This window comes from Nocardioides sp. WG-D5 (assembly GCF_054031175.1).
Map to the genome: position 1 here is coordinate 317445 of NZ_CM132928.1, position 24401 is coordinate 341845.

The following is a 24401-nucleotide window of genomic DNA, read 5'->3' on the forward strand; positions in this document are numbered from 1 at the left end:
ACGAGCCGCATCTCGTCAACCTTTGCGGCTCGGATCAACGATTAAAGGAGATCGCATGAACCGCACCGACCTGGTGAGCGAAATCGCCAAGCAGGCCGAGATCACCCAGACGCAGGCCTCCGCCGCCCTGGGTGCCGCCATCGAGGCGATCAGCGCGGCCGTCGCTGACGGCGACAAGGTCACGCTGCCCGGCTTCGGTACGTTCGAGTCGCGCGAGCGCTCGGCTCGCACCGGCCGCAACCCGCAGACCGGCGCCGAGATCAAGATCCCGGCCTCGAAGGGCCCGGCGTTCAAGGCCGGCTCCGCATTCAAGGAGCGGGTCGCCAAGGGCTGAGTCCCTGGACACCTGAGAAGGGCCGGATCGATTCGATCCGGCCCTTCTCGCTTTTTCCCATCACCAGCCTCGCGCTAACATATAAGTGATAATCGTTCTCATGAGGATTAGAGGTTGAGCATGGCTAGCAGGTCATCGGACGTACGCCCCAAGATCAAGCTCCGTTCCACCGCAGGCACGGGCTACACCTACATCGGCATGAAGAACCGCCGAAACACTCCCGACCGGATCGTGCTCCGCAAGTACGACCCGGTGGTGCGGCGCCACGTCGAGTTCCGCGAGGAGCGCTGACACTGGCGGCACTCCGTGACGCCCTCTGGTGATCATGGCTCCCGATGCACGACGGCGCCGAGCCCCGACAAGGGACTCGGCGCCGTCGGCGCGTCTGATCAGCCCTGCCGGGCCTTCAGCCGTGGGTTCAGCTTGTTGATGACGTAGACCCGGCCGCGGCGGCGTACGACCTGGGACCCGGGCTGGTTCTTCAGCGACCGGATGGAGTTGACGACCTTCATGGGGACTATCCCTTCGTGCTCGTGTAGGGCAGCAGCGCGACCTCGCGGGCGTTCTTGATCGCCTTGGTGACGGCGCGCTGCTGCTGCGGGGTGAGTCCGGTGACGCGGCGGGAGCGGATCTTGCCGCGGTCGGAGATGAACGTACGCAGCAGCTGCACGTCCTTGTAGTCGACGTAGGTCACGTCGGGCGCCAGCAGCGGCTTACGCCGCTTGCGCACGGGGGACGGTGGTCGCTTGGGCATCTGATCGTTCCTTCCAGCAGAGTCTCAGCGGAGCTTGGCGGGGTCGACGTAGCCGCGCTGGACGGCGCGGACCAGGCGACGGGGCACGTCGTAGGTCTCTCCGTCGACGGTCACCGGCACGAGCGCGACCGGGGTCGCCTTCCAGCTCGAGCGGCGGTGGCGGGTGTTGCTGCGCGACATCTTGCGCTTCGGTACGGCCATGGCGGCCTCCTTCGGTGGTTGATGCGGGTCCGGTCAGGCGGCGCGGCCGATGGGGCCGAGCCAGTCCTCGAGCCCGTCCCAGGACTCCTCCCAGATCCGACCGCGCTGAGCGATCTCCTGGTCGGTGAGCAGGGCGCGCTCGAAGGCGCGCGGGATCTCGTCGGCCTCGTCGTCGATGCCGACCACGACGATCCGGGTGAGCCGGTCGGTGCGACCCCACTTCTGGGTCGAGCCCACGCTCGCCTGGCCGCCGGCTCCGTCCCACACGCAGATGTCGTCGGGCCGGGTCGGCACCCAGAAGCAGCCGCGCGAGCGACGCGGGCCGCCACCCAGGATCTCCAGCTCGTCCTGGAACCTGATCGGATGGATCGGACGATCGGAGCGCAGGTCGAGCCGCCACGCACCGCCCTCGGGCAGCGGCGGCAGCTCATTGCGGCGCACCTCGGCGACCCAGGCCTCCACCGCGTGGTGGCGGTGCACACCGGCGACCAGGCCGGCGGCATCGAGGAGCGAGGGGTCGGTCACCACCGGCGTACGCGGCCGGGCGAGGGTCGCCACCAGCGACTCCTCCTCGGGCTCGGGGGTCTCGGTGAGGCAGACGACGTCGGCGTACTCCACGATCGCGCTGGCGACCTCGGCGACGCCACGGCGGTCGTCCTCGGAGGTGGCGAGGCCGCGCTCGTCGAGGAGGTCGGGACCGAGCAGGTCCTCGGCCACCGTCGTGCCCTCGAGCGCCGCGACGACGGCGGAGATGCCGATGTGCGGGGCCGTCCGGGGCGCCCAGGCGAGCACCCGGCAGACCTGGACCGCCTCGGCGGCGACCGGAAGGCAGGCCACGATGCTCCCCCAGCGTCCTTGAGCAGCGAGGCGCTCGAGCGTGGGCACGATGTCCTCGCGGATCGCGCAGGCGACGCACGCGTGGGCGAGGTTGATCTCCTCGTGCTCGATCACCCCGGTGACGTCGCTGACGACACGGGTGAGCAGCTGGCGCTCGGGATCGATGACATGGCGGACCGTGACCGCGTCGGGCAGGCCGAACTGGAGCGAGATGGTCGCCGAGAGCATCGCACCCTCCTCGACACCGCTCACCAGGATCACCGGCACCTTGGGGCGCGACAGGTTGCGGGGCGACCGCGGACGCGGCGCGCTCATCGATCGCGCCCGTAGCGGCGCTTGAAGCGCTCGACCCGGCCCTCGGTGTCGACGACGCGGCCGCGGCCGGTCCAGAACGGGTGGCTGGCGCTGGAGACGTCGACGTCGACGACCGGATAGGTCTCACCGTTCTCCCAGGTGACCCGCTCGTGGTCGTCGGCGAGACGCTCGACGAGCGTCGACCGCATCAGGAAGAGCTTGTCCGCCGAGCGGTCGCGGAAGACGACCGGCCCGGAGACGGGGTGGATGCCTTGCTTCATGGGGACCTCCCGCTGTGGTTAATGATAACGATTCTCATCTTACACACAGCTGGTGGTCTTCGCTCACATCGAGGCGAGCATCACCCCTCGGCGGTGTGGGTGTGCATGCGTACGCCGTCGCTGTTGAAGATGCTCAGCACCTGCGCCGGGCGCGAACCGGTCGCGAAGATCGCGTGCGGCACCCGGGTGTCGAACTCGGCCGCTTCGCCGCGGGTCAGCACCAGGTCACGGTCGCCCAGCAGCAGCCGCAGCTTGCCGGAGAGGACGTAGAGCCACTCGTAGCCGTCATGGACGCGCGGCTCCGGCACCTCGGTCACCGGCTCGTAGGTGATCTTGAAGGTGTTCACCGGCGACCCCTCGGGAGTCAGCGGCGCGATCTCCATGCCGTCGCGGCGGATCACCGGCCGGCGCACCCGCGGGTCCGGGACCGACGGCGTCACCAGGCTGTCGAGGCCGACGCCGAGGTGGCGGGTCAGCGGGATCAGCAGCTCCAGGCTCGCCTGCCGCTTGCCCGACTCGAGCCGGGACAGCGTGCTCGGAGACATCTCCGCCATCGCAGCCAGCTGCTCGAGCGTCCATCCCTTGCTGTGCCGGATCGCCCGGATCCGCGGTCCGACCTGCTTGAGCTCGTCGATCATGTGCTCCACCTCGCATTTGCCATTTCAGCAAGAACCCTTGCCGTTCTTTCATTGTGCCACTGAACTGGATGACATGAACACACACCCAGAACACCTCGACGTGATCGTCATCGGCGGCGGTGCCGCCGGACTCTCCGCGGCCCTCATGCTGGGCCGCTCCCGCCGCCGGACCCTCGTGGTCGACTCCGGCCTCCCCCGCAACCGCTTCACGACCCACATGCACGGCGTCCTCGGCCACGAGGGCATCGACCCCGCCGAGCTGCTGCGCACGGGGCGCGAGGAGCTGGCTGCGTACGACGTGGGGATCCGGCCGGGCCGCGTCGCCCGCCTCGACGAGACCGACGACGGCGTGAGCGTCCTCCTCGAGGACGGCGAGCGGCTGACCGCTCGTGTCGCGATCGTCACGACCGGGGTCACCGACGAGCTCCCCGACATCCCCGGCCTCGCCGAGCGCTGGGGCACCACCGTGCTGCACTGCCCCTACTGCCACGGCTGGGAGGTGCGCGACCGCCGGATCGGCGTGCTGACCACCTCACCGCTCGGCATGCACCAGGCACAGCTGATCCGTCAGTGGAGCGACGACGTCGTCGTCTTCACCGCCGGACTCGGCGAGATCGAGGAGGCCGACGACCGGCGGCTGCGAGCACGTGGGGTCACGCTCGTCCCGGAGCCCGTCGTTGAGGTCCTCGGCGAGGGCGACCAGGTCACCGCGGTGCGCACCGCCGACGGGTCCACCACCGAGGTCGGCGCCATCTTCACCGCCGGCACCCTGCGCCCGCACGACGGCTTCGTGACCCACCTCGGCCTCGAGCGCACCGACACCCCGGTCGGCAGCTTCCTCGCCGTCGACGCGACCGGCAAGACCAGCAGCGACCGGATCTGGGCGGTCGGCAACGTCTCCAACCCGATGGCCAACGTCCCGATCAGCATGAGCGCCGGCACGATGGCCGGCAGCTTCGTGAACGCGACTCTGGTGACCGACGACTTCGACCGCGCCGTCGCCGGGCCCGCCCCGGTGGACTTCTGGCAGGAGAGGTACGCCGGCAGCGACCGGATCTGGTCCGGCAAGGTCAACACCGTGCTCGGTGACATCGCCGCCGGCCTCGAGCCCGGGACCGCGCTCGACCTGGGCTCCGGCGAGGGCGCCGACGTCATCTGGCTGGCGCAGCACGGCTGGCGGGCCACCGGCATCGACATCTCCGACAACGCCGTCAGCCGCGGCAAGGAGGCCGCGCAGGCTGCCGGACTGGCCGAGGAACAGGCCAGGTTCGTCGTCTCCGACCTCTCCGACCCGGCCGTCCTGGACCGGGGCTACGACCTGGTCACCGCGAGCTTCTTCCACTCCCCCGTCGAGCTGCCCCGCACCGACATCCTGCGCCGGGCGGCTGCTCTGGTGAACGCCGGCGGCCACCTGCTGATCACCTCGCACGCCGCGGCGCCGCCGTGGGCGGACGCCTCCGCCCACGAGCACCGCTTCCTCGACGCCAAGGAGGAGCTGGCGGAGCTCGACCTGCCCGAGGACGAGTGGGAGACGGTCGTCCTCGAGCACCGGCACCGTGCCGTGACCAGCCCGTCCGGTGAGCCGGCCACGCTCGAGGACGCGGTCGTCCTGCTCCGCCGCCTGAGCTCCTGATGGGGCAGCGAGTCACACCAGCCCCATGAATACCCGGTTGACCGGGTATCCCTAGCCCGCCGTGCCGCAGCTCTCGGTGAGGAACTCGCCGAGACGCTCGTAGGCCATGTTCTGCGCCTCGCTGCGCCCGAGCGGGTCCTCGCCACGACCAGTGCGCAGCGCGTCCTCGATCATCATCCGCACACCCTCGACGGCAGCCGCCGGCGTACCTTCCGGGACACCCATCGACTGCAGGCTCGTCGCCGCCAGACCGAGCGTGGTCTCGTTCTCGTCGTTCGGCGTGGACATCTGTGCCGCGTGGGCGTTCGCCATGGTCTGTACGGCACCGCAGAATTCCTCCACGGACGCGACCGGCCCCGTGGCGACCGGCGCAGCCGAGGACTCCGCGCCGGAGGGACCGGACGCCGCCGGGGCGTCGGAATCGCCAAGGTCGCGGGTCAGCACGACGACACCGATCGCGACGGCGATCAGCGCACCGATGATGAGCGCACGCGGCGGGTGCGGCAGGCGGTCGCGCCAGGTGGGCTCGCGCAGAGCTTCGGCCCGCCGGGCCGGGTTGCCGGAGCGTCTCGGGTCGCCCATGCGTCTCACTGGTAGGTGTTGGCCGGCGCCTCGCGCGGCTCGACCGAGGAGGCCTCGATGGCGGTCTCCGACTTGCCGCCCGGCGCGGTGCCCTCGACCCAGCGGCCGGTGACCGCGACCCAGGAGTCGCGCTCCGGGGCGTCGTCGTAGTCCTCCACCCGAACCCGGGAGGCGCTCGCGTCGGCAGCGCAGCAGGCGATGGCAATGCGGGTGACGTACCAGTTGCCGTTCTCGTCGGTGCTGACGAAGCCGGTGAGGCGTACGTCGCGGTCCTTGATCGTCGAGCCGTCCTCGACCCCGGCTCGCCACATGAACTCGGCGACCTCGACGTCGACCGGCCCGTCCGAGGCCGGCAGCGGCAGGATCTCGGCGTCGGGAGCGGCCGCGACCGGGTCGTCGGCACGACGCTCGGCGAGGTAGGCGCCCAGCGACGGCGGGCTGGCGACGAAGACGATCACGCCGGGCACGATCGCCAGCCACGTCATCGCCGGAACCTTGTGGCTGTGCCCCTCGTGTCCCTCGTGCCCGTCGTGGTCGTCGCCGTCCTCCTCCGGCGCGGGGCGCAGCAGCATCCACAACGTCAGCCCGAGCAGCACCACACCGGTGGCGACCAGCGGCCACTTCATCCAGCTGGTGACGTACCTCAGATAGCCGTCGCCGAGGGAGAGCCGCAGCAGGACGGCGCCGAGGAAGCCGACCACCAGGGCCTGGGTCGTACGAGTCACAGCAGCCACCATCCGATGCCGACGGCGGAGGCGACCGCCGTGATGATCACCAAGGGTACGAAGCGCAGGGCGAAGCCCATGCCGAACTGGCCGGCCTCCATGGAGGCGAGCTTGATGTCCATCGCCGGGCCGACGACGAGGAAGACGAGCTTCGCGGTGTCGGAGAAGGCGGTGAACGAGGCGGCGACGAAGGCGTCGGACTCCGAGCAGAGCGCCACGATGAACGCGAACAGCGCCAGCGTCGCGATCCCCAGCACGGCCTGACCCGCGACGGTGTTGACCACCGAGCGGGGTACGAAGGTGTTGACCGCCGCGGCCAGCATGGCGCCCAGCACCAGGAAGCCGGAGGCGTGCAGGAAGTCGTGGCTGACGTTGCCGAGGAACGACCGCTCGTGGGCGTGCTCGTCACGGCCGAGGTTGGTGAGCCGCTCGAGCAGCAGCTTGCCGCGGGCGAGCATGATCCAGCCGACCGCCACCGCGGTGATCAGCGAGGCCAGGAACCTGGCCAGCACCATCACCGGCTGGCCCGGGAAGGCGACCGCGGTCGAGACGAGCACGGCCGGGTTGACCGCCGGAGCGGCCAGCAGGAAGGTCAGCGCGACTGCCGGCGCGACGCCTCGGCGGATCAGCGAGTTGGTCACCGGCACCGCGGCACACTCGCAGCCCGGCAGCCCGATCCCGGCCAGGCCGGCGACCGGGACACCGAGCGCCGGGCTCCTGGGCACGATCTTGCTCAGCGCCTTCTCCGAGAGGAACGTCGAGATGACGGCGCTGAGCAGCACGCCGCCGAGCAGGAACGGAGCCGACTGCACCACGATGGCGACGAAGATCGTGCCCCAGGTGTTGAACAGGTCATGGTCCAGCAGCGGCAGCAGCCAGCGCTGGGAGAGCAGGATGACCAGCAGGACGATCGCGACGACCTCTGTCTGCCCCAGCCTGAACCCAGGCTTCTCGGCCGCCCGCACCGGGGTCTTCGTACTCATGAGGCGTCTGTTTAGCACAGCTCGATGACGGCCCGGTAGCGCCTCGCCGACTCGGAATGGTTCCGGTTAGGCTTTTGCCCGCGCGTCACCAGCTCGACTTGGTGATCCCCGGCAGATGCCCCTTGTGCGCGAGCTCGCGGAACCGGATCCGCGACACGCCCGCCTTGCGCAGATATCCCCGCGGCCGGCCGTCGACCTGGTCGCGGTTGCGCAGGCGTACCGGCGAGGAGTCGCGCGGGAGACGCGACAGGGCTCGGACGGCCTCGGCCTGCTGGGCCGAGCCCGGCTCCGCGGCGCGGATCTCCTCCTTGAGGGCCGCTCGGCGCTCGGCGTACCTCTCCACGATCTCGCGGCGCTTGGCCTCGGCCGCGATCTTCGACTTCTTGGCCATCAGACCTTCTCCCCCCGGGCGCGCATCTCGGCGACGACGGCATCGATGCCGCGTACGTCGATCTGCTTGATCGCGTTGGTGCTGAGCCGCAGGGTGACCTTCCGGCCCAGACTGGGGACGTAGTAGGTCTTCTTCTGCAGGTTCACCTCCCAGCGTCGCCGGGTCGCCTTCTTGGACCAAGGGCGGTTGTTGCCGAAGCCGGGGCGGGCGCCGGTGACCTGACACGTGCGTGACATGAGAGCCTTTCGTGTTATTCGGAATCATTCCCAGTATGCCATACGACGCCCCGCCGCACTGAACACGGGATCCATACCGATACCGACTAACATGGCGCCATGGCACCAACCCAGCAGGTCAAGCGGCGCGCAACCAACCAGGGCGCCGCGGTGAAGGAGGCTCTCGCCGCCGAGGACACCTTCCGCAGCGCCCAGGACGTCTACGCCACGCTGCGAGCCAACGGCGAGAAGATCGGCCTCTCCACGGTCTACCGCCACCTGCAGATCTTCGTCGACGACGGCCTCGCCGACGTGATCCACAAGCCCGACGGTGAGTCCACCTACCGGCTGTGCGGCGACGCCTCCACGACCCATCACCACCACCTGGTGTGCCGCAGCTGCGGCAAGGCCGTGGAGATCGAGGGCCCGGCCGTGGAGACCTGGGCCGACAAGGTGGCGGCGCAGAACGGCTTCACCGACGTCAACCACACCGTGGAGATCTTCGGCCTCTGCGCCGCCTGCGCCTCCGCCTGAGTCAGCCCCGCCTGCGCACCACGCCGAGCGCGGTATCGACGACCAGGAACCCGACGAGGGTCACGCCCACCATCGGAACGAACCAGCCGACCACGCCGACGATCGCGACGAGAGCCACGATCGCGGGCCAGGGCAGTCGACGCCACGCCCCACGCGGTGCCGGTCGGCCGAAGCGGCGCCAACCCGCTCCCCGAAGCCACCACATCCGATAGCCGAGCAGCGTCATCACGATCAGACCGATCGCCAGCGCCGCGAGCGCCAGCTGGTTGACGATGCCGAACAGGATGCCCATGTGGGCGCCGATGACCCAGTCGGTCAGCTTGGCCATGACCGGCCAGTCGGCGAAGTCGACCCGGTCCAGCGTCGTGCCGGTGGCGGGGTCGACGCTGATCGCGTCGTAGGCGGTCGGCCAGTCGCGCTTGTTCTCCGCCGCTGTCCAGGCGCTGGACCCGTCGGCCGGCGGGACGAGGTAGAGCGGATCACCCAGACCTGCCTCGCGAGCGGCGGCGAGCACCCCGTCGACACCGACTCCCGCCGTGAGGACGGCATCCGGGTCAGCGGCACCCGCGGCACGCCCGGCGGAGCCGTGATCAGCGTGCTCGGCCGCGGAACCGCCGGTGTGGAGGGACGTCGCCGGCGTCGGCTCGGTCCAGGACAGGGCCGTGCGCACCTCACCGATGTTCGCGCCGGCGTAGCGGGACCAGGTCAGCCCGGAGACCGACAGCGCGAGTACGCCGAGCAGGACCCAGACGCCGATCACGGCATGCCACGACATCACCCGGGAGCGTCCGGTGGCGGCCAGGTCAGGGGTCACCAGGCGACGTACTCGCCGGTCACGGCGTCGCCTGCCGATCCACAGCATCAGCCCGCCGAGGGCGACCACCCACAGCCAGCTCGCAGCGAGCTCGCTGTAGTGGCGCCCGACCGCTCCCAGGTGGAGGTTGCGGTGGAGCTCGTCGAGCCAGGCGCGGAAGCCGAGCCACTGCCCGTAGCTGCGTACCTGGCCCTCGACGGCGGCGGTGTAGGGGTTCACGAAGACCGACATCGCGTAGTCGTCGGGCACGGTCTCGTCGGTGAAGACCACCCGGGTGCTGCGGTCGGCGGCGGGCGGCACGTCGATGCGGAGGATGTCACCGTCGGGGTGGCCGGCGCGGGCCGCAGCGACCTGCTCGGCCAGCGGCACCGTCTCGCTGGCCGGGGTGACGTGGGTCAGGTCGTGATAGGCGATCTGCTCGACCTGCGGGGCAATCGTGTAGAGCAGCCCGGTCACCGAGGCGACCAGGATGAACGGGGCGACGAGCACCCCTGCGTAGAAGTGCAGCCGCAGCACGAGCGGGCGGATCGTCGACCACCAGCCGGGCCCGGGGCCCGGCGGCTCGATCTGTGGCTCTGCTGGAGGTGCGGTCTGGAACTGGGCCGGAACGGACATGGAAGGTTCTCTCTCGCGAATTTTCGGGTACGCAAGACAGCCACCGGGACTCACCCGGTGGTGCTCGCAGTGGGATCTCAGAGGCCTGCCGGCCTCGGCGGTCCCCTGCGCGGAGAGACATGGGCCCACAGGGCCGGTCGCGGGACGAGCTGTGACGACTCGGCGAGCAGGCGGCCGGCGACCGCGACCCGCGGCATCGGGAGGCTGCGTACGGCCACGGCGAGGGCCCTGCGGTGCAGCGCCCAGACGACGACGGAGAGGACGGCGGCGCAGGCGTGGGCCAGGAGCATCGCGGCACCGTCGGCGGAGCCGAGCGAGGTGCCGACCGGGTGATGGTGCTCGGCGCCGGGGGCCGCGGAGAAGGCCGCGAAGACCTCGTGGAGCCCCACCTGGGACAGACCGGCCAGGACAGCACCGGTGAGGAGCCCGACCCGGCGCTGCAGCACCATCACGCCGGCGCCGAAGACGGCCAGGGCCGCCGCGGCCAGCCAGCCGGCGTTCGGCAGCGCGCCGCCCGCGGCCAGGTGGGCCAGGGCCGCGCCGGTCATGATCTCGAGGGTGGCGAGCAGGGAGAGCCACAGGCTTCCGCGCGTCGGCCTCACCACCCGGACCTCCATCCGGCTCAGGCGTCCTGGGGGCGGCCCTGGACCGGGGTGTGGTTGCGGGCGAGGAGCCAGATCATGGTGCCGTAGCAGGCGATCCGCAGCGCCCAGCCGAGACCGGTGCGGAGGATGCCGAGGGCCAGGATCGCCCAGTCGCGGTCGATGGCGCCGCTCCAGGCCAGGAACCAGATCGGACCCTGGATGGCCGCACCGATCGCACCGGGAGCCAGGAAGAGCCAGGTCAGCCGCGAGCAGAGCTTCACGATCTGCTTGTCCTGGTGCCACTCGAGCGGGTCGCCGCTGGCGACACCGATGAAGAAGCCGAAGATCGGCCAGCCGATCAGGCACAGGCCACCCACGACGACCGTGTAGCCGAGGCTGATCAGGATGCCGGGCAGGAAGTAGGCCAGCGCCTGCTCCTCGGCCGACCCGCCCATCGACTGGGCCAGCCGCACGACCGCGAAGCCGATCAGGATGCCGAAGATGGCGTTGCCGACGTACTGCAGGCTCGAGCGCTGCACGAGCCGCACCAGCAGGAACACGGCCGCGGTCGCCGCCGAGGCTATCAGCGCGACCTTGAGGTCCTTGACCACCAGCCAGGCGATGGTGAAGACGAGCCCGGGCACGCCGGCCTCGAGCATCCCGCGCACACCGCCCAGCCCGGCGGACATCTGGCGGCGTACGACCGCCTCGACGGTGTCGACCGTCGGATGGTTGTGGTCGTGGTGCTCGCCGGCACGGTCGTCGGCAGAGCCGTCGCCGGCAGGGGTCTCTGAGGTGGGGCTCACGTGTGGTTGGCTCACTCGTTGGGGTCCGGAATCAGCTCGTAGCGTGGATTGAACATGATGCGCTGGCCATCGGTACGGCCGATGCGGCCCTGCACCTGCAGCGACCGGCCCGGGTTGATGCCGGCGATGCGCCGGCGACCCAGCCAGATGAGCGTCAGGGTGCCGGAGCCGTCGAACAGCTCGGCCTCCAGCGCCGGGACGCCTCCGCGAGGCCGCAGCGTGATCGTACGCAATGTTCCCCGCAGGCGCACCGGCTCACGGTCCGGCGCGTCGGCGATGGAGGCGACATCCTTGGCGACGTACGCCGCTCGGATCTCGCTCGCGTCGATCGAGGCCGTGTTGGCCCACTCGCTGAGCTTCGCGCGCAGGCGCCCCTTGGCCACTACCGGCTCACTTCTCGACGCGGCGCGCGTTGGGCGGCAGCTTGACCTCGAGCGCCTCGCCCTTGGGCCTGGCCTCGGCACCACGGCGCACCACGACGTGCTCGAGGAGCCGCTCCCACTCCTTGCCGGCGGTCGGCTCCATCGCCGGGCGGCCGAGCATGGTGGCGCGGAGCATCCAGCGCGGGCCGTTGACGCCGATGATGCGGGTCTGCTGCACGGCCGGCTGGCCGTCGGGCAGCTTCACCTTCATCTGGGTGATCAGCTCGGTGCCCCACGGGCCCTGCAGGTCGGCGGTCGCGCCGCCACGCTGCTGGACGTCCTCGCGCAGCATCGGCAGCGACTCGGTCCACAGGTCGCCGTTGCGGGGCGCGGCGAAGGCACGCAGCTCCATGGCACCGTCGTCCGCGGTCAGCATCACGGCCGCGATCTGGCCGGACTTCTCGTCCACCTGGAGGCGCAGCTCCTTGCCCGGGGCGGGGGCGAGCATCATCGAGCCGAGGTCCACCCAGTCACCGGTGATCAGCCCGTCCGGGGCCGAGTCGATGTCGAACGGGCCGACCTCGGGAGCGGCCGGCACCGGCCGCTCGTCGGCCACGGGCCGCTCGCCGACCGATGCAGACGGCTCTCCCCGGTGGGAGGGCGTGGACTTGCGACGGAACTTCACGACCATCTGCTTTCAGGTTGCGGTGGATCTCTGAGGAGACTTATCTAACACTGATCGCTCAGCGGTTGGAGAAACCCCCTGTAGAACCGTATCCCCCATCCCCACGGACGGAGTCGGGCAACTCGGAGACCTCGACGAAACGGGCCTGCTCGACGCGCTGGATCACCAGCTGGGCGACCCGGTCGCCGCGGCGCAGCTCGATGGGCTCGACAGGGTCGAGGTTGATCAGCGCCACCTTCACCTCGCCGCGGTAGCCCGCGTCGACGGTGCCGGGCGCGTTGACGATGGAGAGCCCGTGCTTGGCGGCCAGCCCGGAGCGCGGGTGCACCAGGCCGACGTAGCCCTCGGGCAGCGCCATCGCGATCCCGGTCGGCACCAGGGCGCGCTCCCCCGGTTTGAGGCTCACGTCCACGGTCGTGCGCAGGTCGGCTCCGGCATCTCCCGGATGGGCGTACGCAGGTGGCGGCAGCTCCGCGTCGAGACGCACCAGGGCTACTTCGAGATCAGACACAACCCGCACCTTAGATGCTCCAGGGCTCACCCGATTCGTGACTCCCTTGACCGGCGTGAAAAACTCACGATTCGTGAGCACCCCGGCGTACGACGAGCGACTGACCGTGCCGCTGAGGTGGTGGGTCCAGGGCGTCATGTTCCTGGCGACCCTGTGGATCGCGGTCATCCTGTGGGTTCCGGCCGCCCTCGCCTGGGGCATCACGGCCGCGATCGTCGGCCTGTTCGCGCTGGCCATGATCGTCTACGGCAACGCCAGGATCACGATCGCCGACGGTGTCCTGCGCGCCGGGCCCGCCCGCATCGAGGCGCGCTTCCTCGGCGAGGCGGTCGCGCTCGACGAGATCGACTCCCACCACCTGGCGGGCCGCGACGCCGACGCGAGGGCCTACCTGCTCCTGCGCCCCTATCTCAAGCGCGCCGTTCGGGTCACCATCGAGGACCCGGCCGACCCCACGCCCTACTGGCTGCTCTTCACCCGCCACCCGGTGGCGCTCGCGAAGACGGTCAACGCGCTCCGAGCGAGTCTCTGAGACCCATCCTCGAGCCGATGGCCTAGGCTCGAGACATGTCCAAGTCCAATAAAGCTGACAAGGGCGACAAGGTCTGGGCGATCATGGCCCTCGTCAGCGGAATCGGGGCCGCCAAGGTCACCAACAAGGTCCTCTCCTCCGGCTGGAAGGCGTCCACCGGACGCACTCCGCCGGCCAACCCAGCCGACCCCGACGTACGCCTCGTGGAGGCCGTGCTCTGGTCGGCTGCCACCGGCGCCACCGTCGCGCTCGCGCGGATGTTCGCCCAGCGCCGCGCGGCCAACTACTACGTGAGGTCGGTCGGTCGGTTGCCGAAGCAGCTGGAGAAGGACGCGTCCTGAGATAGCAGGAAGGCCGCACGGGATTCCGTGCGGCCTTCTACTTCTCGTTCCGGCTTACGCCGGGCTTTCGCCGAGGCGGCGCGTTTGTACAAAGCGCTTGCTAGCGCAAGCTATACAAACGCGCCGACTCGGCGTTGTTGACTGCGCTACGCGCAGTCAAAGCAAATCATCTTCTTCTCGTCAGCCAGCTGGCTGCGGTGGTGGACCAGGAAGCAGCTCATACAGGTGAACTCGTCCTCCTGCTTCGGCTTGACCTCAACCGCGAGCTCCTCATGGCTGAGGTCGGCTCCCGGGAGCTCGAACGACTCGGCCGCCTCGGCCTCGTCCTCGTCGACCTTGCCCGAGTTCTTGTCATGACGACGAGCCTTGAGCTCTTCGATGCTCTCCTCGGACTGGTCCTCTTCATTTTTACGCGGTGCGTCGTAGTCCGTCGCCATCTGCGCCACTCCCCTTCTCACTCATCTTCAGTCCCCCCGCGCGCCCCCGAGGGCAGCGGCACGGCCCGTGATTGTGCACTATTCACGTGCATTTCGCACACTCAATCGGAACCGCGTCGCCGGAACGTTCTGTCATCTGGCGGTATTCCCTATCACGGGGATAGATGATCAACGAGTTTCGGGTGGGTGAACGCGGCCGTGGCCGACGGGGTTCCGGGACCTTCCCGGCCACCGGCCGGTCATAGATCTACATCAACCAGCGGCTTTCAGTCGGGTACGACACCCGGGAGCGAGTCAACTGGCAGAAAACCGGCCTGAACAGCCGCTTTCCGCAGTTCATCGTAGCCGTGAGCCGGCGCGACGACGACGAATCGCCGGCCCCCTACGCCGGTCGTCGCCTCCCATCGCGCCCCGGCCGCCTCCGCCACCAGACAGGCCGCCGCGTGGTCCCACAGATGCAGGCCCTCCTCGAGATAGCCGTCGAGGGTTCCCTCGGCCACCCCGCAGATGTCCAGGGCCGCCGAGCCGATGCGACGAACGTCACGTACGACCGGCAGGAAGCGCACCAGCGCCTCGGCCTGGATCCGGCGAAGACCGGCGTCGTAGGAGAAGCCGGTGGCGATCAGACGCTGGCCGAGCTCGGCCGGCGGGCGCACCTCGACCGGCTCGCCGTTCCTCACCCCGGCCACCGAGCCGTCGGGCTGCCGGAAAGCGGCGTAGAGGGTCCCTGCGGACACGTCCACGACGGCTCCGGGACGACCTCGCCGGCGTACTCCGCGGCGATCGAGACGGCGTAGCGGGGCAGGCCGTAGAGGAAGTTGACCGTGCCGTCGATCGGGTCGACGATCCAGCGCACGCCGCTGGTGCCGGCCGTGGTCTGCCCTTCGCTGGCGCCCTCCTCACCGAAGAAGCCGTCCTCGGGACGCTCCTGGGAGATCAGCCGCCGGATCAGGGCCTCGGTGTCGCGGTCGGCCTCGGTGACGACGTCGGTCGCGGTGGACTTGGTGGCCGCCACCTCGACGACGCCGGCAGCCCGCTCGCGGACGAGGTCGGCGGCCGCCCGGGCGGTCGCCACGGCGAGCGCGAGGAGGTCTCCGGCCTTCGGGGCGGAATGATCTGTCATGGAGCCGACCCTATGCCGCGGGTGATCACCCGGAGTACTGGGGCGAGTCCTCGCCGGACAGGGTCGGCAGCTGCGAGCGCTGGTTGAAGCAGCAGCCCACCGGGCAGCGGTCGGGGCCGGCGCCCAGGTCGCCGACGGTGAGCCGCTCAGGGGCCTCTCCACGCTCTGCAGCGGCGCGCTCGAGGAGCAGGTCGCGTACGGCGGCCACGAAGCGCGGGTCCTCCCCCGCGGTCGGGCTGCGACGGGCATGGATGCCGAGCTTCTCGGCGGTCGCCAGAGCCTCGGTGTCGAGGTCGTAGACGACCTCCATGTGGTCGGAGACGAAACCGACCGGGCACATCACCACGGCGCTGCTCCCCCCGTCTTCCGGGGCCTTGCTCGCGAGCTCCTCGAGGTGGTCGTTCACGTCGGGCTCGAGCCACGGGATGTGCGGGGCGCCTGAGCGGCTGCAGTAGACGAGGTCCCACTCGTGGGTGACCCCGCGCCGCTGGGCCACCTGCTCGGCGATCACGCCGGCGACGTCGAGGTGCTGGGCGACGTACGCGTTGCCGTCGGGGCCGGCGTTGTCGTTCATCGAGGTCGGGATCGAGTGGGTCACGAACAGGATCCGCGCACCGTCGCGCTCCGCCTCGGGAAGGTCCTCGATCGAGGCGATCACACCGTCGACGACCGGCGCCACGAAGCCGGGGTGGTTGTAGTAGCGCCGCAGCTTGTCCAGCACCGGCGCGCTCTCCACACCACCGGTCGTGTCGCACGCCTCGAAGAGGTTCTCGCGGTACTGCCGGCAGGAGGAGTAGGACGAGTAGGCGCTCGTCGCGAAGACCGCGGCCCGCTTGATCCCGTCGGCCCGCATCTGCGCCACCGTGTCGCTCAGGTAGGGGTCCCAGTTGCGGTTGCCCCAGTAGACCGGCAGGTCGATCCCGTGCTCGGCCAGGTCGCTGCGCAGCGCCGCCAGGAAGGCACGGTTCTGGTCGTTGATCGGCGACTTCCCGCCGCGGTCGAAGTAGTGCTGCCCGACCTCGACCAGCCGCTCTCGCGGGATCCCCCGCCCCCGGGTCACGTTCTCCAGGAACGGCACCACGTCCTCGGTCTTCTCCGGCCCCCCGAAAGAGACGAACAGCAAGGCATCGTAGGGAGATACGTCCACCGCTCCATCGTATTTCACCGGGCTGAGACGCCGCTGAGCGGCTCCTCCTACTCGACCACCGAGGAGTACGCCACGACTCCCCGCTTGAGCAGATCCATGGTCTGCCGCGCCGTACGCCGCAGCGGAACGTCCCCGGCGGCGTCGGCCACCTGGCCGCAGAGGTCGATGAGCTGCTTGACCCAGCGGACGAAGTCGCCGGCGGCGAGCTCGACCTCGCTGAGGACGTCGTCGAGCTCGTCCCCCTCGGCCCAGCGGTAGGCGGCCCAGGCGAAGCCGAGATCGGGCTGGCGGAGAAAGTCGAGCTTGTGGTCACGCTCGAGGGCGTCGAGGTGTCCCCACAGGCGCACGGTCTCGGCGATGACGTCCTTGACCCGGCCGCCGGGGAGGCGGGGCGGGGTGGCGTCGTCGGCGCGGCGGGCCTCGTAGACCAGCACGGAGAGGGCGGCCGCGAGCTCGGAGGGCGTGAGGTCGTCCCACAGGCCCTCGCGGAGCGCCTCGGCGGCGACCAGGTCCATCTCGGAGTAGAGCCGCATCAGGTGGGTGCCGCGCTCGGTGACCGTCTCGCCCTCGAGGTAGTCGAGCGCGACGAGCACGTCGCAGACCCGGTCGAAGGTGCGCGCGACCGTGTTGGTGCGCGCCTCCACCCGGCGTCGCAGCGTGTCGGTGTCGCGCGAGAGCTTGAACCAGCGCTCGGCCCAGCGGGCGTGGTCCTCGCGGTCGGGGCAGTCGTGGCACGGATGCATCTTCAGCTCGCGGCGCAGCTCGGAGATCTGGGTCTCCACCGAGCTCTTGCGCTCCTTGCGGGCGGTCGGCGAGGCCTCGTAGGGCACCGGACGCAGGTCGCGGGTCTTCTCCCGCAGGCGGGAGGCCATGTCACGACGCATCTGCGGGTTGCGGCCGTTGAACGACTTCGGCACCCGCAGCCGGGTCTGGGCGGCGATCGGGACGTTGAAGTCCATCATCGCCAGCCGCCGGGCCTGCCGGTCCTGGGTGACGACGTAAGGGCGCGGGCCGTCGGGGTCGAAGCCCGGGTCGACGATCACGGCGTAGCCGGCGAACTTGCCCGTCGGCACGTCGATCACGTCACCGATCTTCAGCTTGGAGAGCGACTCGATGATCTCCTCGCGGCGGTCGGCGCGACGCTCGCGGGACGAGGACTTCTCGATGTCGGAGATCTTGCGGCGGATCGCGGCGTACTCCATGAAGTCGCCGCGGTCGCAGGTCGCGGCCTCCTGGTAGCCCTCCAGGGCGTCTTCGGCCTTGCGCACCTGGCGGGCCAGCCCGACGACCGCCTTGTCGGCCTGGAACTGCGCGAACGACTGCTCCAGCAGCTCCCGCGAGCGCGCCCGGCCGAACTGGTGCACCAGGTTGACCGCCATGTTGTAGGAGGGCCGGAAGCTGGACCGCAGCGGGTACGTACGCGTGGAGGCGAGGCCGGCGAGCTCGCGCGGGTTGAGCCCCTGCTGCCAGAGCACGACGCCGTGGCCCTCGACGTCGAGGCCGCGGCGGCCGGCGCGGCCGACGAGCTGCGTGTACTCCCCCGGCGAGAGGTTGACGTGAGCCTCGCCGTTCCACTTCGACAGCTTCTCGATGACCACCGTGCGGGCGGGCATGTTGATGCCGAGCGCGAGCGTCTCGGTGGCGAAGACGGCCTTCACCAGGCCGCGCAGGAACAGCTCCTCGACGACCTGCTTGAACGCCGGCAGGAGGCCGGCGTGGTGGGCCGCGACGCCACGGGTGAGCCCGTCGACCCAGTCGTGGTAGCCGAGCACGTGCCGGTCCTCGTCGGGCAGGTCGGCGCAGGCCTCCTCGACGTAGGCGAAGATCTCGTCGCGCTCGTCGGGCGTGGTCAGCCGCAGGTTGGCCTGGATGCACTGCTGGACCGCGGCATCGCAACCGACCCGGGAGAAGACGAAGTTGATCGCGGGCAGCAGGTTGTCGCGCTGCAGGGCGTTGATCACCTCGACGCGCGACGGGATCCAGACGCGTCGCCCGTTGCCGACGCGACGGTTGCCGTTGCCCTTGCGCCGGTCCTTGGGCGTACGCCGGTCCGTCATCCGTCCGGCCGCCCAGTCGTCGCGGGCCAGCTTCATCAGCTCGCCGTTGACCGGGGCGCCCTCCTTGACGAACCCGGCGGCCGCGTCGACGTCGGAGGAGGCGAACAGGTCCATGATCCGGCGCCCGGCCATCACGTGCTGGTAGAGCGGCACCGGCCGCTTCTCCTCGATGATCGTGGTCGTCTCACCACGCACCGTGGTGAGCCACTCGCCGAACTCCTCGGCGTTGGAGACGGTGGCGCTCAGCGAGACGACCGAGACCGACTCGGGCAGGTGGATGATGACCTCCTCCCAGACCGCGCCGCGGGAGCGGTCGGCGAGGTAGTGGACCTCGTCCATGACCACGAACCCGAGCCCCATCAGGGTGTGCGACCCCGCGTAGAGCATGTTGCGCAGCACCTCGGTGGTCATCACCACGACCGGCGCCTCGCCGTTGACCACGTTGTCGCCGGTCAGCAGGCCGACCTGGTCGGGGCCGTAGCGCTTGACCAGGTCGTTGTACTTCTGGTTGGAGAGCGCCTTGATCGGCGTGGTGTAGAACGCCTTGCGGCCCGTGGCGAGCGCGAGGTGGATGGCGAACTCGCCGACGATCGTCTTGCCCGAACCGGTGGGCGCGGCGACCAGGACGCCCTTGCCGTCCTCGATCTCCTTGCACGCCTGGATCTGGAATTCGTCGAGCCCGAAATCGTAGAGCGCGGCAAAGTCCCGGAAGACGGGGTAGTCCTTGTCACGCTTGAAAGCGGCGTACTTCTCCGCTGGCGAGGCGTCCATGGTGCCGAGCCTATCGACCGACACCGACAGCGAGCCGCGGGGCTCAGTCGCGTGGCGGCACCAGTACGCCGAGAGCGGACGGCACGCACTCGACCTCGAGCGGCAGCGGCCCGAGCCGTTCCCCGTCGCTGTAGGCGATCACGCCCGGCGCGGAGGCGGTGATCCGGCGGGCCCGGATGCGCTCGAAGGCCGGGTGGGTGAGGTGCTTGGCCTGACGTACGCCCGGGAAGACGCGCAGGAACTCCAGCCGTGAGACCGGCTTGATGAGGATGGCGTCCAGCAGGCCGTCGGCCGGGTCGCACCCCGCCGCGATCCGCAGGCCACCACCGTAGGACTCGGTGTTGGCGATCGCCAGCAGCATCGCCTCCTGCTCGCGCACCACACCGTCGATCTCGAGCCGGTAGGGCACCGGCGTCCAGCTGCGGATCACCGAGAGGGCGGCGAGCGTGTAGCGCAGGTCGCCGTGCGGCCACCGCATCGCGTTGGCCCGCTCGTTGACCGCCGCGTCGAAGCCGGCCGCGAGGACGGTGGCGAACCAGGAGTCCCCGCTGCGGCCGAGGTCGATGCGGCGGGGGTCGTCGCGTACGACCACGTCGGCCGCGGCCAGCGGATCGCCGGTCGGGATCCCGAGCGCCCGGGCGAAGTCGTTGCCGGTGCCGAGCGGGACGACGCCGAGGCTCACCTCGGTGCCGGCCAGCGCCTGGACCGCGACGTGGACCATCCCGTCGCCGCCGAGGGTCACGACCGTGTCGACGCCGTCGGCAGCGGCCTTGCGCGCCAGCTCGAGGGCATGGTCGGCGTCGTCACCGATGAGGTGCTCCACCTCGGCACCCGAGGCCGCGAGGCGTGCGGTGACCGCGTCGAGGATCTGGTCGGCGTTGCCGCGACCGGCGGTGGGGTTGGCGAGCAGAGCGATCTGGCGCGTCACGGGTGAAGACTAGTGGTCAGATCACCGACGGGACGTCAGGATCTCCGAGCATGTCCTGGCGCTTGGCGGCCTTGCGCTTGTCGTGGGACCGGGTGATGACCTCGGAGATCCCGAAGAGCAGGACCATCGGGATGGCCATGATGCTCATCGTGAACGGGTCGCCCGACGGCGTGGCCACCGCGGCGAAGACGAAGGAGCCGACGATGATCCAGGCGCGGTACTTCCCGAGCGCGGCGCCGGGCAGGACCCCGATCCGGTTGAGCAGGATGCAGAAGACCGGGATCTCGAAGGCGATACCGAAGACCAGCAACGTACGGCTCAGGAAGCTCAGGTACTCGCTGAACTCGACGATGTTGGTCAGGCCGTCGGGGACGAAGGCGAACAGGATCTCCAGGCCCTTGGGCAGGGTCACGTAGCCCAGGACGACGCCGACCAGGAAGAGCGGACCGGCGACCGCGACGAAGATCCGGGACATCCGCTTCTCGTGCGCGTGCAGACCCGGCATCAGGAACGCCCAGATCTGGTAGAGCCAGATCGGCGCGGTGCCGATCAGCGCGGCCAGGCCGCACAGCTTCAGGTAGAGCATGAAGCCGCCCGCAGCGCCGTTGACGGAGCTCAGCGAGGCGGCGCCGCCCTCCTGGTCCATCATCTTGACGGCCTTGAGGTAGGGGTCCATGACCAGGTCGAAGAGCTGCTCGAAGAAGAACAGCGACACGATGAACCCGACGACCAGGGCCAGCGATGCCTTGATCACCCGCGCACGGAGCTCACGCAGGTGATCGGAGAGCGCCATCCGGCCGTCGTCGCCGATGGCGTGCTTGGGGGTGCCGCGGAGAACCGCGACAACACCGGCGATGGACAATGTCGGCCTCAGTTGCCGGAGAGGCGCTCGCGCTCGGCCTTGATCTCGGCCTCACGACGCTCGAGCTCGGCGATGCGCTCCTTCTCGGAGGCGGTCAGCTCGGCCGGCTTCTCGACCTTCTCGCCCTTCTCCTTCTCGTCCTCGTCGCGAAGACCCTTGGTCTCGGTCTTGAAGATACGCAGCGCCTGACCGGTGCCGCGGGCGAGTTCGGGAAGCTTGGCAGCACCGAAGACGAGGATCACGATCGCCAGGATGATGAGCCACTCGGCTCCCTGCGGCATACCGATCAATGGAGTGAACATGAACTACCTCATCTACGTCTTAGGGGGAACGCTTGAAGTCTACGCGTCCGAACGGTACAGGCCGAGGGCCTGCCGTGCAGTCGCGGCAAACGATTCAGTGAACTCTGTGCGTGGCTGCGTCTGCCGACTGTCCTCGGTCTCGACGATTTCAGCATAGGGAGCAAGCCGTAGCAGCAGCCGGGTCAGCCAGCGCTGGTCGTAGACCCGCAGCCCCACCTCGAGCCCGCCGCCGGGCAGCTCCATCGGGTCGATCACCGCGTAGTATTCGCCGACCCAGCGCGCCTCGGGCGCCAGCCGCACCCGGACGACGGTGCCGGAGTCCGTACGCAGCAGCGACACGCCCTCGCGGTCGAGATCCGCACCGTCCTCGGCCTCCGGAGACACCGCGATGGGCGTGTCGAGCACCTCGGCGCCCCGGATCCGGTCGAGCCGGAAGCTGCGCGGCGCCTCCGCCCGGTGGCACCAGGCGTCGAGATACTCGACGTCATGGATGGAGACCAGCGCCCGCGGGTCGACGACGCGAGACGACTCCTCGTCGCGCGCGGGGACCCAGTAGTCGATGCGGACCTGGCGGCCCTGGTCGATCGCGGTCGCGATCGCGGCATGGATCTGGACGAGCGAGGTGTCGATCGGCTCCTCGCCGGGGTCCACGCTCCCCGCGGCGCCCTCGGCGGCGGCCTGCTCGAGCTTGGCCAGCGTACGGTCGACGACCTCCTTGGTCTCCGCGCTCACCGCCCCGCCCCGCAGCGCGCGCAGCGCGACGATCACGGCGGTCGCCTCGATCGGGGTGAGCCGCAGCTGGCGGTCGAGGTAGTCGGCGTTGGAGATCCGGATGACCCGGTCGCCGTCGGGCTCGGTCAGTGCGTCGATGTCGACGTCGATCAGGTCGTCGGGATAGCCACCGGGCAGGCCGCACATGAAGAGCACCTGCAGGTCCTTGACCAGCTGCTTCTCCTCGACACCGAGGTCGGCGGCGGCCTTGTCGAGGCGTACGTCGTCGGCCTGGGAATAGAGGTAGGGCACCAGCGTCAGCAGCCGCCCGACCTGACCCTTGGCACCGGTGTGCGCGCTCATCGGGTGGCTCCGTCCAGGCGTGCGACCAGCCGCTCGAGCCGGGTCGCGACCTCGCGGCGCAGGTCCTCCGGCTCCTCGACGTAGGCGTCGGGGCCGTGGCCCAGCACCGCGCCGACGAGGTCGGCGGGCACCCGGGTCAGCACCACGCGGTCCCAGCCATCGCTGCCGTCGGGGCCGGTCACCCCGAGCTCGACGGAGTCGGCGGCCCGCCGGAGGGTGTAGCCGCTCCCCTGCCGCAGCAGCAGGACGGCCTTGCCCGTGGGCGGGGCCGGCGCCAGGGTTCGTGCGATATCGCGTACGTCCACCTCGGCCGGCACCTCGAAGGCATCGAACTCGCCGACCGCCCGGGCCTCCCCCAGGACGCGGGAGAGCCGGAAGATGCGGGTGTCGTCGCGGTCGACGTCGTGGCCCACGGCGTACCAACGGCCCGAGTAGCGCACCACGCCCCACGGCTGCAGCCGCCGGTGGGAGGGCTCGGCCGCGCGGGATCCCCGGTAGTCGAACTCGACGATCTGCCGGTCCTGGGTCGCGGCCACGAAGACGTCGAAGGAGCCCTCCTCCGCGGCCAGCCGCGGCTGCACGATCTCCAGCGCCGAGACGTCGGTCTCGAGCCCGGCGGCGTTGAGCTTGCGTACGGCCTCCGTGGTCGCCTCCGCCATCGAGGCGTTCTCCCAGACCCTGGTGGCCAGGGCCACCACGGCGAGCTCGTCGGCCTCGAGGGTGATCGGCGGGAGCGCGAACTGCTCGGGGCTGATCCGGTAGCCGATCTCGTCCTCGAAGAAGGAGTCGATCACCCCGGTCTCGATCGGCACACCGAGGCTGCGCAGCTCCTCCTTGTCGCGCTCGAACATCTTCTCGAACGCCTCACCGTGCGACGACGGGTAGAGGACCTCGCGGATCCGCTCCTTCGACACGTTGTCACGCTGCACGAGCAGCATGATGAGCAGGTTCATCAACCGCTCGGTCTTACCCGCCGCCACGGTGTGCTTCTCCCCCTAGAGACTTTCTACTGCGGCGCCGGGGTGGCTTCGGCCTTGACGACGTCGATGACGAAGTAGAGCGTGCTGTTGGCCGGGATCCCCGGCGTGCCGCCCTGGCCCGGCTTCTCCTGTGAACCGTAGCCCAGCTCCGGCGGGATCTGCAGCAGAACACGGCTGCCGACCTTGACGCCCTCCAGGCCGTTGGTCCAGCCCGCGACCACCTGGTTGAGGGCGAACGGCACGGCCTCCTTGCTGAAGCTCTCGTCGAAGGGCTTCTTGGCGCCGTAGGTCATGCCGAGGTAGTTGGCCGTGACCGTCTGGTCGGTGGTGATCTCCTCGCCGTCGCCCTCGGTGACGATGACCCGCTTGAGCACGTCGTCGGCCTTCGGCTTGGGGATGCCGGTGAAGTCGAACCCGGTCGGCTTGCCGTTCTTCTCGACGACCTTGGGCAGCTCGGTGGCGTCCACGTCGTGCGGCGTCTTGTCGGCGGCGGCCTTGACCACGTCGACGACGACCAGCAGCGTGTCGTGATTGCCGATGCCCATCTGCGGGTTGCCGCCCTCACCGAGCAGGTCTGCCGAGCCCACGATCGCCTCGATCCGGTCGCCGACCTTGGCGCCCTTCAGGATCGTGCTCCACGGCTTGTCCGCCGGGAGCTCCTCACCCTCGGCGGCCTGGCTCTCGTAGGCCCACTCCTTGTCCAGAGTGGTGGCGTTGCCGATGTAGATCTTGGCGAACACGCCGCGGTCCTTCGGGATCGCCTCGCCGTCGCCCTCGGTCAGCGTCTTGACCTTGGGGTCCTTCGGGTAGGAGATCGCCGACTTCCACTTCAGCGTCGGCGCCTTCTTGACGTCGGCCGAGACCGTGGCCCCGTCGAAGCCGGAGACGGTCTCGTCGCCGTAGCCCGTCACCTTCTCGCCACAGGCGACCAGAGCCGGGAGAAGCAGGAACACAGTCAGCGCGCCCAGCGCATGGCGCAGGCGAGGCCGAGGAGCAGTGGACACAGTGCAAACCTTCATGACGTGAAAGGAACGGACGACAGCGGAGCACACCATATCCGTACGGTGG

34 protein-coding genes are annotated in these 24401 nt (G+C 69.9%); 6 read left to right on the top strand and 28 right to left on the bottom strand.

What is annotated here, in order from left to right; translation table 11 throughout:
- Nucleotides 1-22: 22 nt before the first annotated feature.
- Both ACWZJV_RS01545 and rpmG read left to right on the top strand, forming a co-directional pair.
- Complete coding sequence (locus ACWZJV_RS01545; protein WP_269210638.1) at nt 23-334, top strand: HU family DNA-binding protein; 312 nt, start codon at nt 23-25, stop codon at nt 332-334.
- 120 nt (nt 335-454) lie between these two features.
- A complete protein-coding gene (gene rpmG / locus ACWZJV_RS01550; RefSeq protein ID WP_196873972.1) occupies nt 455-625 on the top strand; it encodes a 50S ribosomal protein L33 in 171 nt (56 codons plus the stop codon).
- Between the two features lie 98 nt (nt 626-723).
- Here rpmG and ykgO read toward each other — a convergent pair whose 3' ends face one another.
- The 6 genes from ykgO to ACWZJV_RS01580 all read right to left on the bottom strand — a co-directional run bounded on the left by ykgO (nt 724) and on the right by ACWZJV_RS01580 (nt 3339).
- Complete coding sequence (gene ykgO, locus ACWZJV_RS01555) at nt 724-846, bottom strand: type B 50S ribosomal protein L36 (RefSeq protein ID WP_045547214.1); 123 nt, start codon at nt 844-846, stop codon at nt 724-726.
- Nucleotides 847-851: 5 nt separating this feature from the next.
- Nucleotides 852-1088, bottom strand: a complete 237-nt coding sequence (rpsR, locus tag ACWZJV_RS01560; RefSeq protein ID WP_141804807.1) for a 30S ribosomal protein S18 — start codon at nt 1086-1088, stop codon at nt 852-854.
- A gap of 24 nt (nt 1089-1112) precedes the next feature.
- Complete coding sequence (rpmF, locus tag ACWZJV_RS01565) at nt 1113-1289, bottom strand: 50S ribosomal protein L32 (protein ID WP_457180000.1); 177 nt, start codon at nt 1287-1289, stop codon at nt 1113-1115.
- A 33-nt stretch (nt 1290-1322) separates the two neighbouring features.
- The gene (locus tag ACWZJV_RS01570) at nt 1323-2441 is read right to left on the bottom strand and encodes a GTP-binding protein (protein ID WP_457180001.1); all 1119 of its coding nucleotides are present in this window, start codon (nt 2439-2441) and stop codon (nt 1323-1325) included.
- Nucleotides 2438-2701 carry a type B 50S ribosomal protein L31 gene (locus ACWZJV_RS01575; protein ID WP_008356583.1) on the bottom strand — a complete coding sequence of 88 codons (264 nt, stop codon included), beginning with the start codon at nt 2699-2701 and terminating at the stop codon, nt 2438-2440. Before ACWZJV_RS01575 ends, ACWZJV_RS01570 begins: the two co-directional genes overlap by 4 nt.
- An 80-nt stretch (nt 2702-2781) precedes the next feature.
- Nucleotides 2782-3339, bottom strand: a complete 558-nt coding sequence (locus ACWZJV_RS01580) for a helix-turn-helix domain-containing protein (RefSeq protein ID WP_457180002.1) — start codon at nt 3337-3339, stop codon at nt 2782-2784.
- A gap of 73 nt (nt 3340-3412) precedes the next feature.
- On the opposite strand from ACWZJV_RS01580, the gene ACWZJV_RS01585 reads away from it, so the two are divergent.
- Nucleotides 3413-4972: an FAD-dependent oxidoreductase gene (locus ACWZJV_RS01585; RefSeq protein ID WP_457180003.1), complete on the top strand. Its 1560-nt coding sequence runs from the start codon at nt 3413-3415 to the stop codon at nt 4970-4972.
- Between the two features lie 51 nt (nt 4973-5023).
- On the opposite strand, the gene ACWZJV_RS01590 is transcribed toward ACWZJV_RS01585, so the two are convergent.
- The 5 genes from ACWZJV_RS01590 to rpmB all read right to left on the bottom strand — a co-directional run bounded on the left by ACWZJV_RS01590 (nt 5024) and on the right by rpmB (nt 7889).
- Nucleotides 5024-5554: a hypothetical protein gene (locus ACWZJV_RS01590; protein ID WP_457180004.1), complete on the bottom strand. Its 531-nt coding sequence runs from the start codon at nt 5552-5554 to the stop codon at nt 5024-5026.
- A gap of 5 nt (nt 5555-5559) precedes the next feature.
- Nucleotides 5560-6279 carry a TIGR03943 family putative permease subunit gene (locus ACWZJV_RS01595; RefSeq protein WP_008356589.1) on the bottom strand — a complete coding sequence of 240 codons (720 nt, stop codon included), beginning with the start codon at nt 6277-6279 and terminating at the stop codon, nt 5560-5562.
- On the bottom strand, nt 6276-7262 hold the full coding sequence (locus ACWZJV_RS01600) for a permease (RefSeq protein WP_008356591.1): 987 nt from the start codon (nt 7260-7262) through the stop codon (nt 6276-6278). The genes ACWZJV_RS01595 and ACWZJV_RS01600 overlap by 4 nt, the downstream gene beginning before the upstream one ends.
- Before the next feature lie 85 nt (nt 7263-7347).
- On the bottom strand, nt 7348-7653 hold the full coding sequence (rpsN, locus tag ACWZJV_RS01605) for a 30S ribosomal protein S14 (protein WP_457180005.1): 306 nt from the start codon (nt 7651-7653) through the stop codon (nt 7348-7350).
- The gene (gene rpmB / locus ACWZJV_RS01610) at nt 7653-7889 is read right to left on the bottom strand and encodes a 50S ribosomal protein L28 (RefSeq protein ID WP_196873964.1); all 237 of its coding nucleotides are present in this window, start codon (nt 7887-7889) and stop codon (nt 7653-7655) included. The genes rpsN and rpmB overlap by 1 nt, the downstream gene beginning before the upstream one ends.
- Nucleotides 7890-7988: 99 nt before the next feature.
- Here rpmB and ACWZJV_RS01615 point away from each other — a divergent pair, with 99 nt between their 5' ends.
- The gene (locus ACWZJV_RS01615) at nt 7989-8402 is read left to right on the top strand and encodes a Fur family transcriptional regulator (protein WP_008356597.1); all 414 of its coding nucleotides are present in this window, start codon (nt 7989-7991) and stop codon (nt 8400-8402) included.
- A 1-nt stretch (nt 8403) separates the two neighbouring features.
- On the opposite strand, the gene ACWZJV_RS01620 is transcribed toward ACWZJV_RS01615, so the two are convergent.
- From ACWZJV_RS01620 to dut, 6 genes are all read right to left on the bottom strand, one after another.
- Entirely contained in the window at nt 8404-9831 is a 1428-nt protein-coding gene (locus ACWZJV_RS01620; protein WP_457180006.1) for a PepSY-associated TM helix domain-containing protein, read from the bottom strand.
- A 77-nt stretch (nt 9832-9908) separates the two neighbouring features.
- Complete coding sequence (locus tag ACWZJV_RS01625) at nt 9909-10433, bottom strand: cell division protein FtsQ (RefSeq protein ID WP_457180007.1); 525 nt, start codon at nt 10431-10433, stop codon at nt 9909-9911.
- 20 nt (nt 10434-10453) lie between these two features.
- The gene (locus ACWZJV_RS01630) at nt 10454-11221 is read right to left on the bottom strand and encodes a DUF3159 domain-containing protein (protein ID WP_008356602.1); all 768 of its coding nucleotides are present in this window, start codon (nt 11219-11221) and stop codon (nt 10454-10456) included.
- A gap of 11 nt (nt 11222-11232) precedes the next feature.
- Nucleotides 11233-11604, bottom strand: coding sequence for an OB-fold nucleic acid binding domain-containing protein (locus tag ACWZJV_RS01635; RefSeq protein ID WP_008356605.1), 372 nt, complete (start codon nt 11602-11604; stop codon nt 11233-11235).
- A gap of 7 nt (nt 11605-11611) precedes the next feature.
- Nucleotides 11612-12274: a DUF3710 domain-containing protein gene (locus tag ACWZJV_RS01640; RefSeq protein ID WP_008356607.1), complete on the bottom strand. Its 663-nt coding sequence runs from the start codon at nt 12272-12274 to the stop codon at nt 11612-11614.
- 52 nt (nt 12275-12326) lie between these two features.
- Nucleotides 12327-12779 (bottom strand): dUTP diphosphatase, encoded by a 453-nt coding sequence (dut, locus tag ACWZJV_RS01645; RefSeq protein ID WP_457180008.1) that lies wholly within the window; start codon nt 12777-12779, stop codon nt 12327-12329.
- Between the two features lie 73 nt (nt 12780-12852).
- On the opposite strand from dut, the gene ACWZJV_RS01650 reads away from it, so the two are divergent.
- Both ACWZJV_RS01650 and ACWZJV_RS01655 read left to right on the top strand, forming a co-directional pair.
- Nucleotides 12853-13311 (top strand): DUF3093 domain-containing protein, encoded by a 459-nt coding sequence (locus tag ACWZJV_RS01650; RefSeq protein ID WP_008356610.1) that lies wholly within the window; start codon nt 12853-12855, stop codon nt 13309-13311.
- A gap of 35 nt (nt 13312-13346) precedes the next feature.
- Nucleotides 13347-13652 carry a DUF4235 domain-containing protein gene (locus ACWZJV_RS01655; RefSeq protein WP_196873958.1) on the top strand — a complete coding sequence of 102 codons (306 nt, stop codon included), beginning with the start codon at nt 13347-13349 and terminating at the stop codon, nt 13650-13652.
- Between the two features lie 146 nt (nt 13653-13798).
- Here ACWZJV_RS01655 and ACWZJV_RS01660 read toward each other — a convergent pair whose 3' ends face one another.
- The 11 genes from ACWZJV_RS01660 to ACWZJV_RS01710 all read right to left on the bottom strand — a co-directional run bounded on the left by ACWZJV_RS01660 (nt 13799) and on the right by ACWZJV_RS01710 (nt 24337).
- On the bottom strand, nt 13799-14089 hold the full coding sequence (locus ACWZJV_RS01660) for a DUF4193 domain-containing protein (protein WP_040755057.1): 291 nt from the start codon (nt 14087-14089) through the stop codon (nt 13799-13801).
- A gap of 266 nt (nt 14090-14355) precedes the next feature.
- Complete coding sequence (locus ACWZJV_RS01665; RefSeq protein ID WP_457180009.1) at nt 14356-14826, bottom strand: inositol monophosphatase family protein; 471 nt, start codon at nt 14824-14826, stop codon at nt 14356-14358.
- Nucleotides 14766-15212: an inositol monophosphatase family protein gene (locus tag ACWZJV_RS01670; RefSeq protein WP_457180010.1), complete on the bottom strand. Its 447-nt coding sequence runs from the start codon at nt 15210-15212 to the stop codon at nt 14766-14768. The genes ACWZJV_RS01665 and ACWZJV_RS01670 overlap by 61 nt, the downstream gene beginning before the upstream one ends.
- Before the next feature lie 25 nt (nt 15213-15237).
- Complete coding sequence (locus ACWZJV_RS01675) at nt 15238-16359, bottom strand: ferrochelatase (RefSeq protein WP_457180011.1); 1122 nt, start codon at nt 16357-16359, stop codon at nt 15238-15240.
- 47 nt (nt 16360-16406) lie between these two features.
- Entirely contained in the window at nt 16407-19187 is a 2781-nt protein-coding gene (locus tag ACWZJV_RS01680) for a DEAD/DEAH box helicase (protein ID WP_008356622.1), read from the bottom strand.
- Nucleotides 19188-19230: 43 nt separating this feature from the next.
- A complete protein-coding gene (locus tag ACWZJV_RS01685; protein ID WP_008356624.1) occupies nt 19231-20115 on the bottom strand; it encodes a diacylglycerol/lipid kinase family protein in 885 nt (294 codons plus the stop codon).
- A gap of 16 nt (nt 20116-20131) precedes the next feature.
- Nucleotides 20132-20977 carry a twin-arginine translocase subunit TatC gene (gene tatC / locus ACWZJV_RS01690; protein WP_008356626.1) on the bottom strand — a complete coding sequence of 282 codons (846 nt, stop codon included), beginning with the start codon at nt 20975-20977 and terminating at the stop codon, nt 20132-20134.
- 8 nt (nt 20978-20985) lie between these two features.
- Entirely contained in the window at nt 20986-21279 is a 294-nt protein-coding gene (gene tatA, locus ACWZJV_RS01695; RefSeq protein ID WP_008356628.1) for a twin-arginine translocase TatA/TatE family subunit, read from the bottom strand.
- 39 nt (nt 21280-21318) lie between these two features.
- Nucleotides 21319-22353, bottom strand: a complete 1035-nt coding sequence (locus ACWZJV_RS01700; RefSeq protein ID WP_457180012.1) for a helix-turn-helix transcriptional regulator — start codon at nt 22351-22353, stop codon at nt 21319-21321.
- A complete protein-coding gene (locus tag ACWZJV_RS01705; RefSeq protein WP_457180013.1) occupies nt 22350-23333 on the bottom strand; it encodes a helix-turn-helix transcriptional regulator in 984 nt (327 codons plus the stop codon). The genes ACWZJV_RS01700 and ACWZJV_RS01705 overlap by 4 nt, the downstream gene beginning before the upstream one ends.
- A gap of 26 nt (nt 23334-23359) precedes the next feature.
- A complete protein-coding gene (locus ACWZJV_RS01710) occupies nt 23360-24337 on the bottom strand; it encodes an FKBP-type peptidyl-prolyl cis-trans isomerase (RefSeq protein WP_008356633.1) in 978 nt (325 codons plus the stop codon).
- Nucleotides 24338-24401 lie beyond the last annotated feature (64 nt).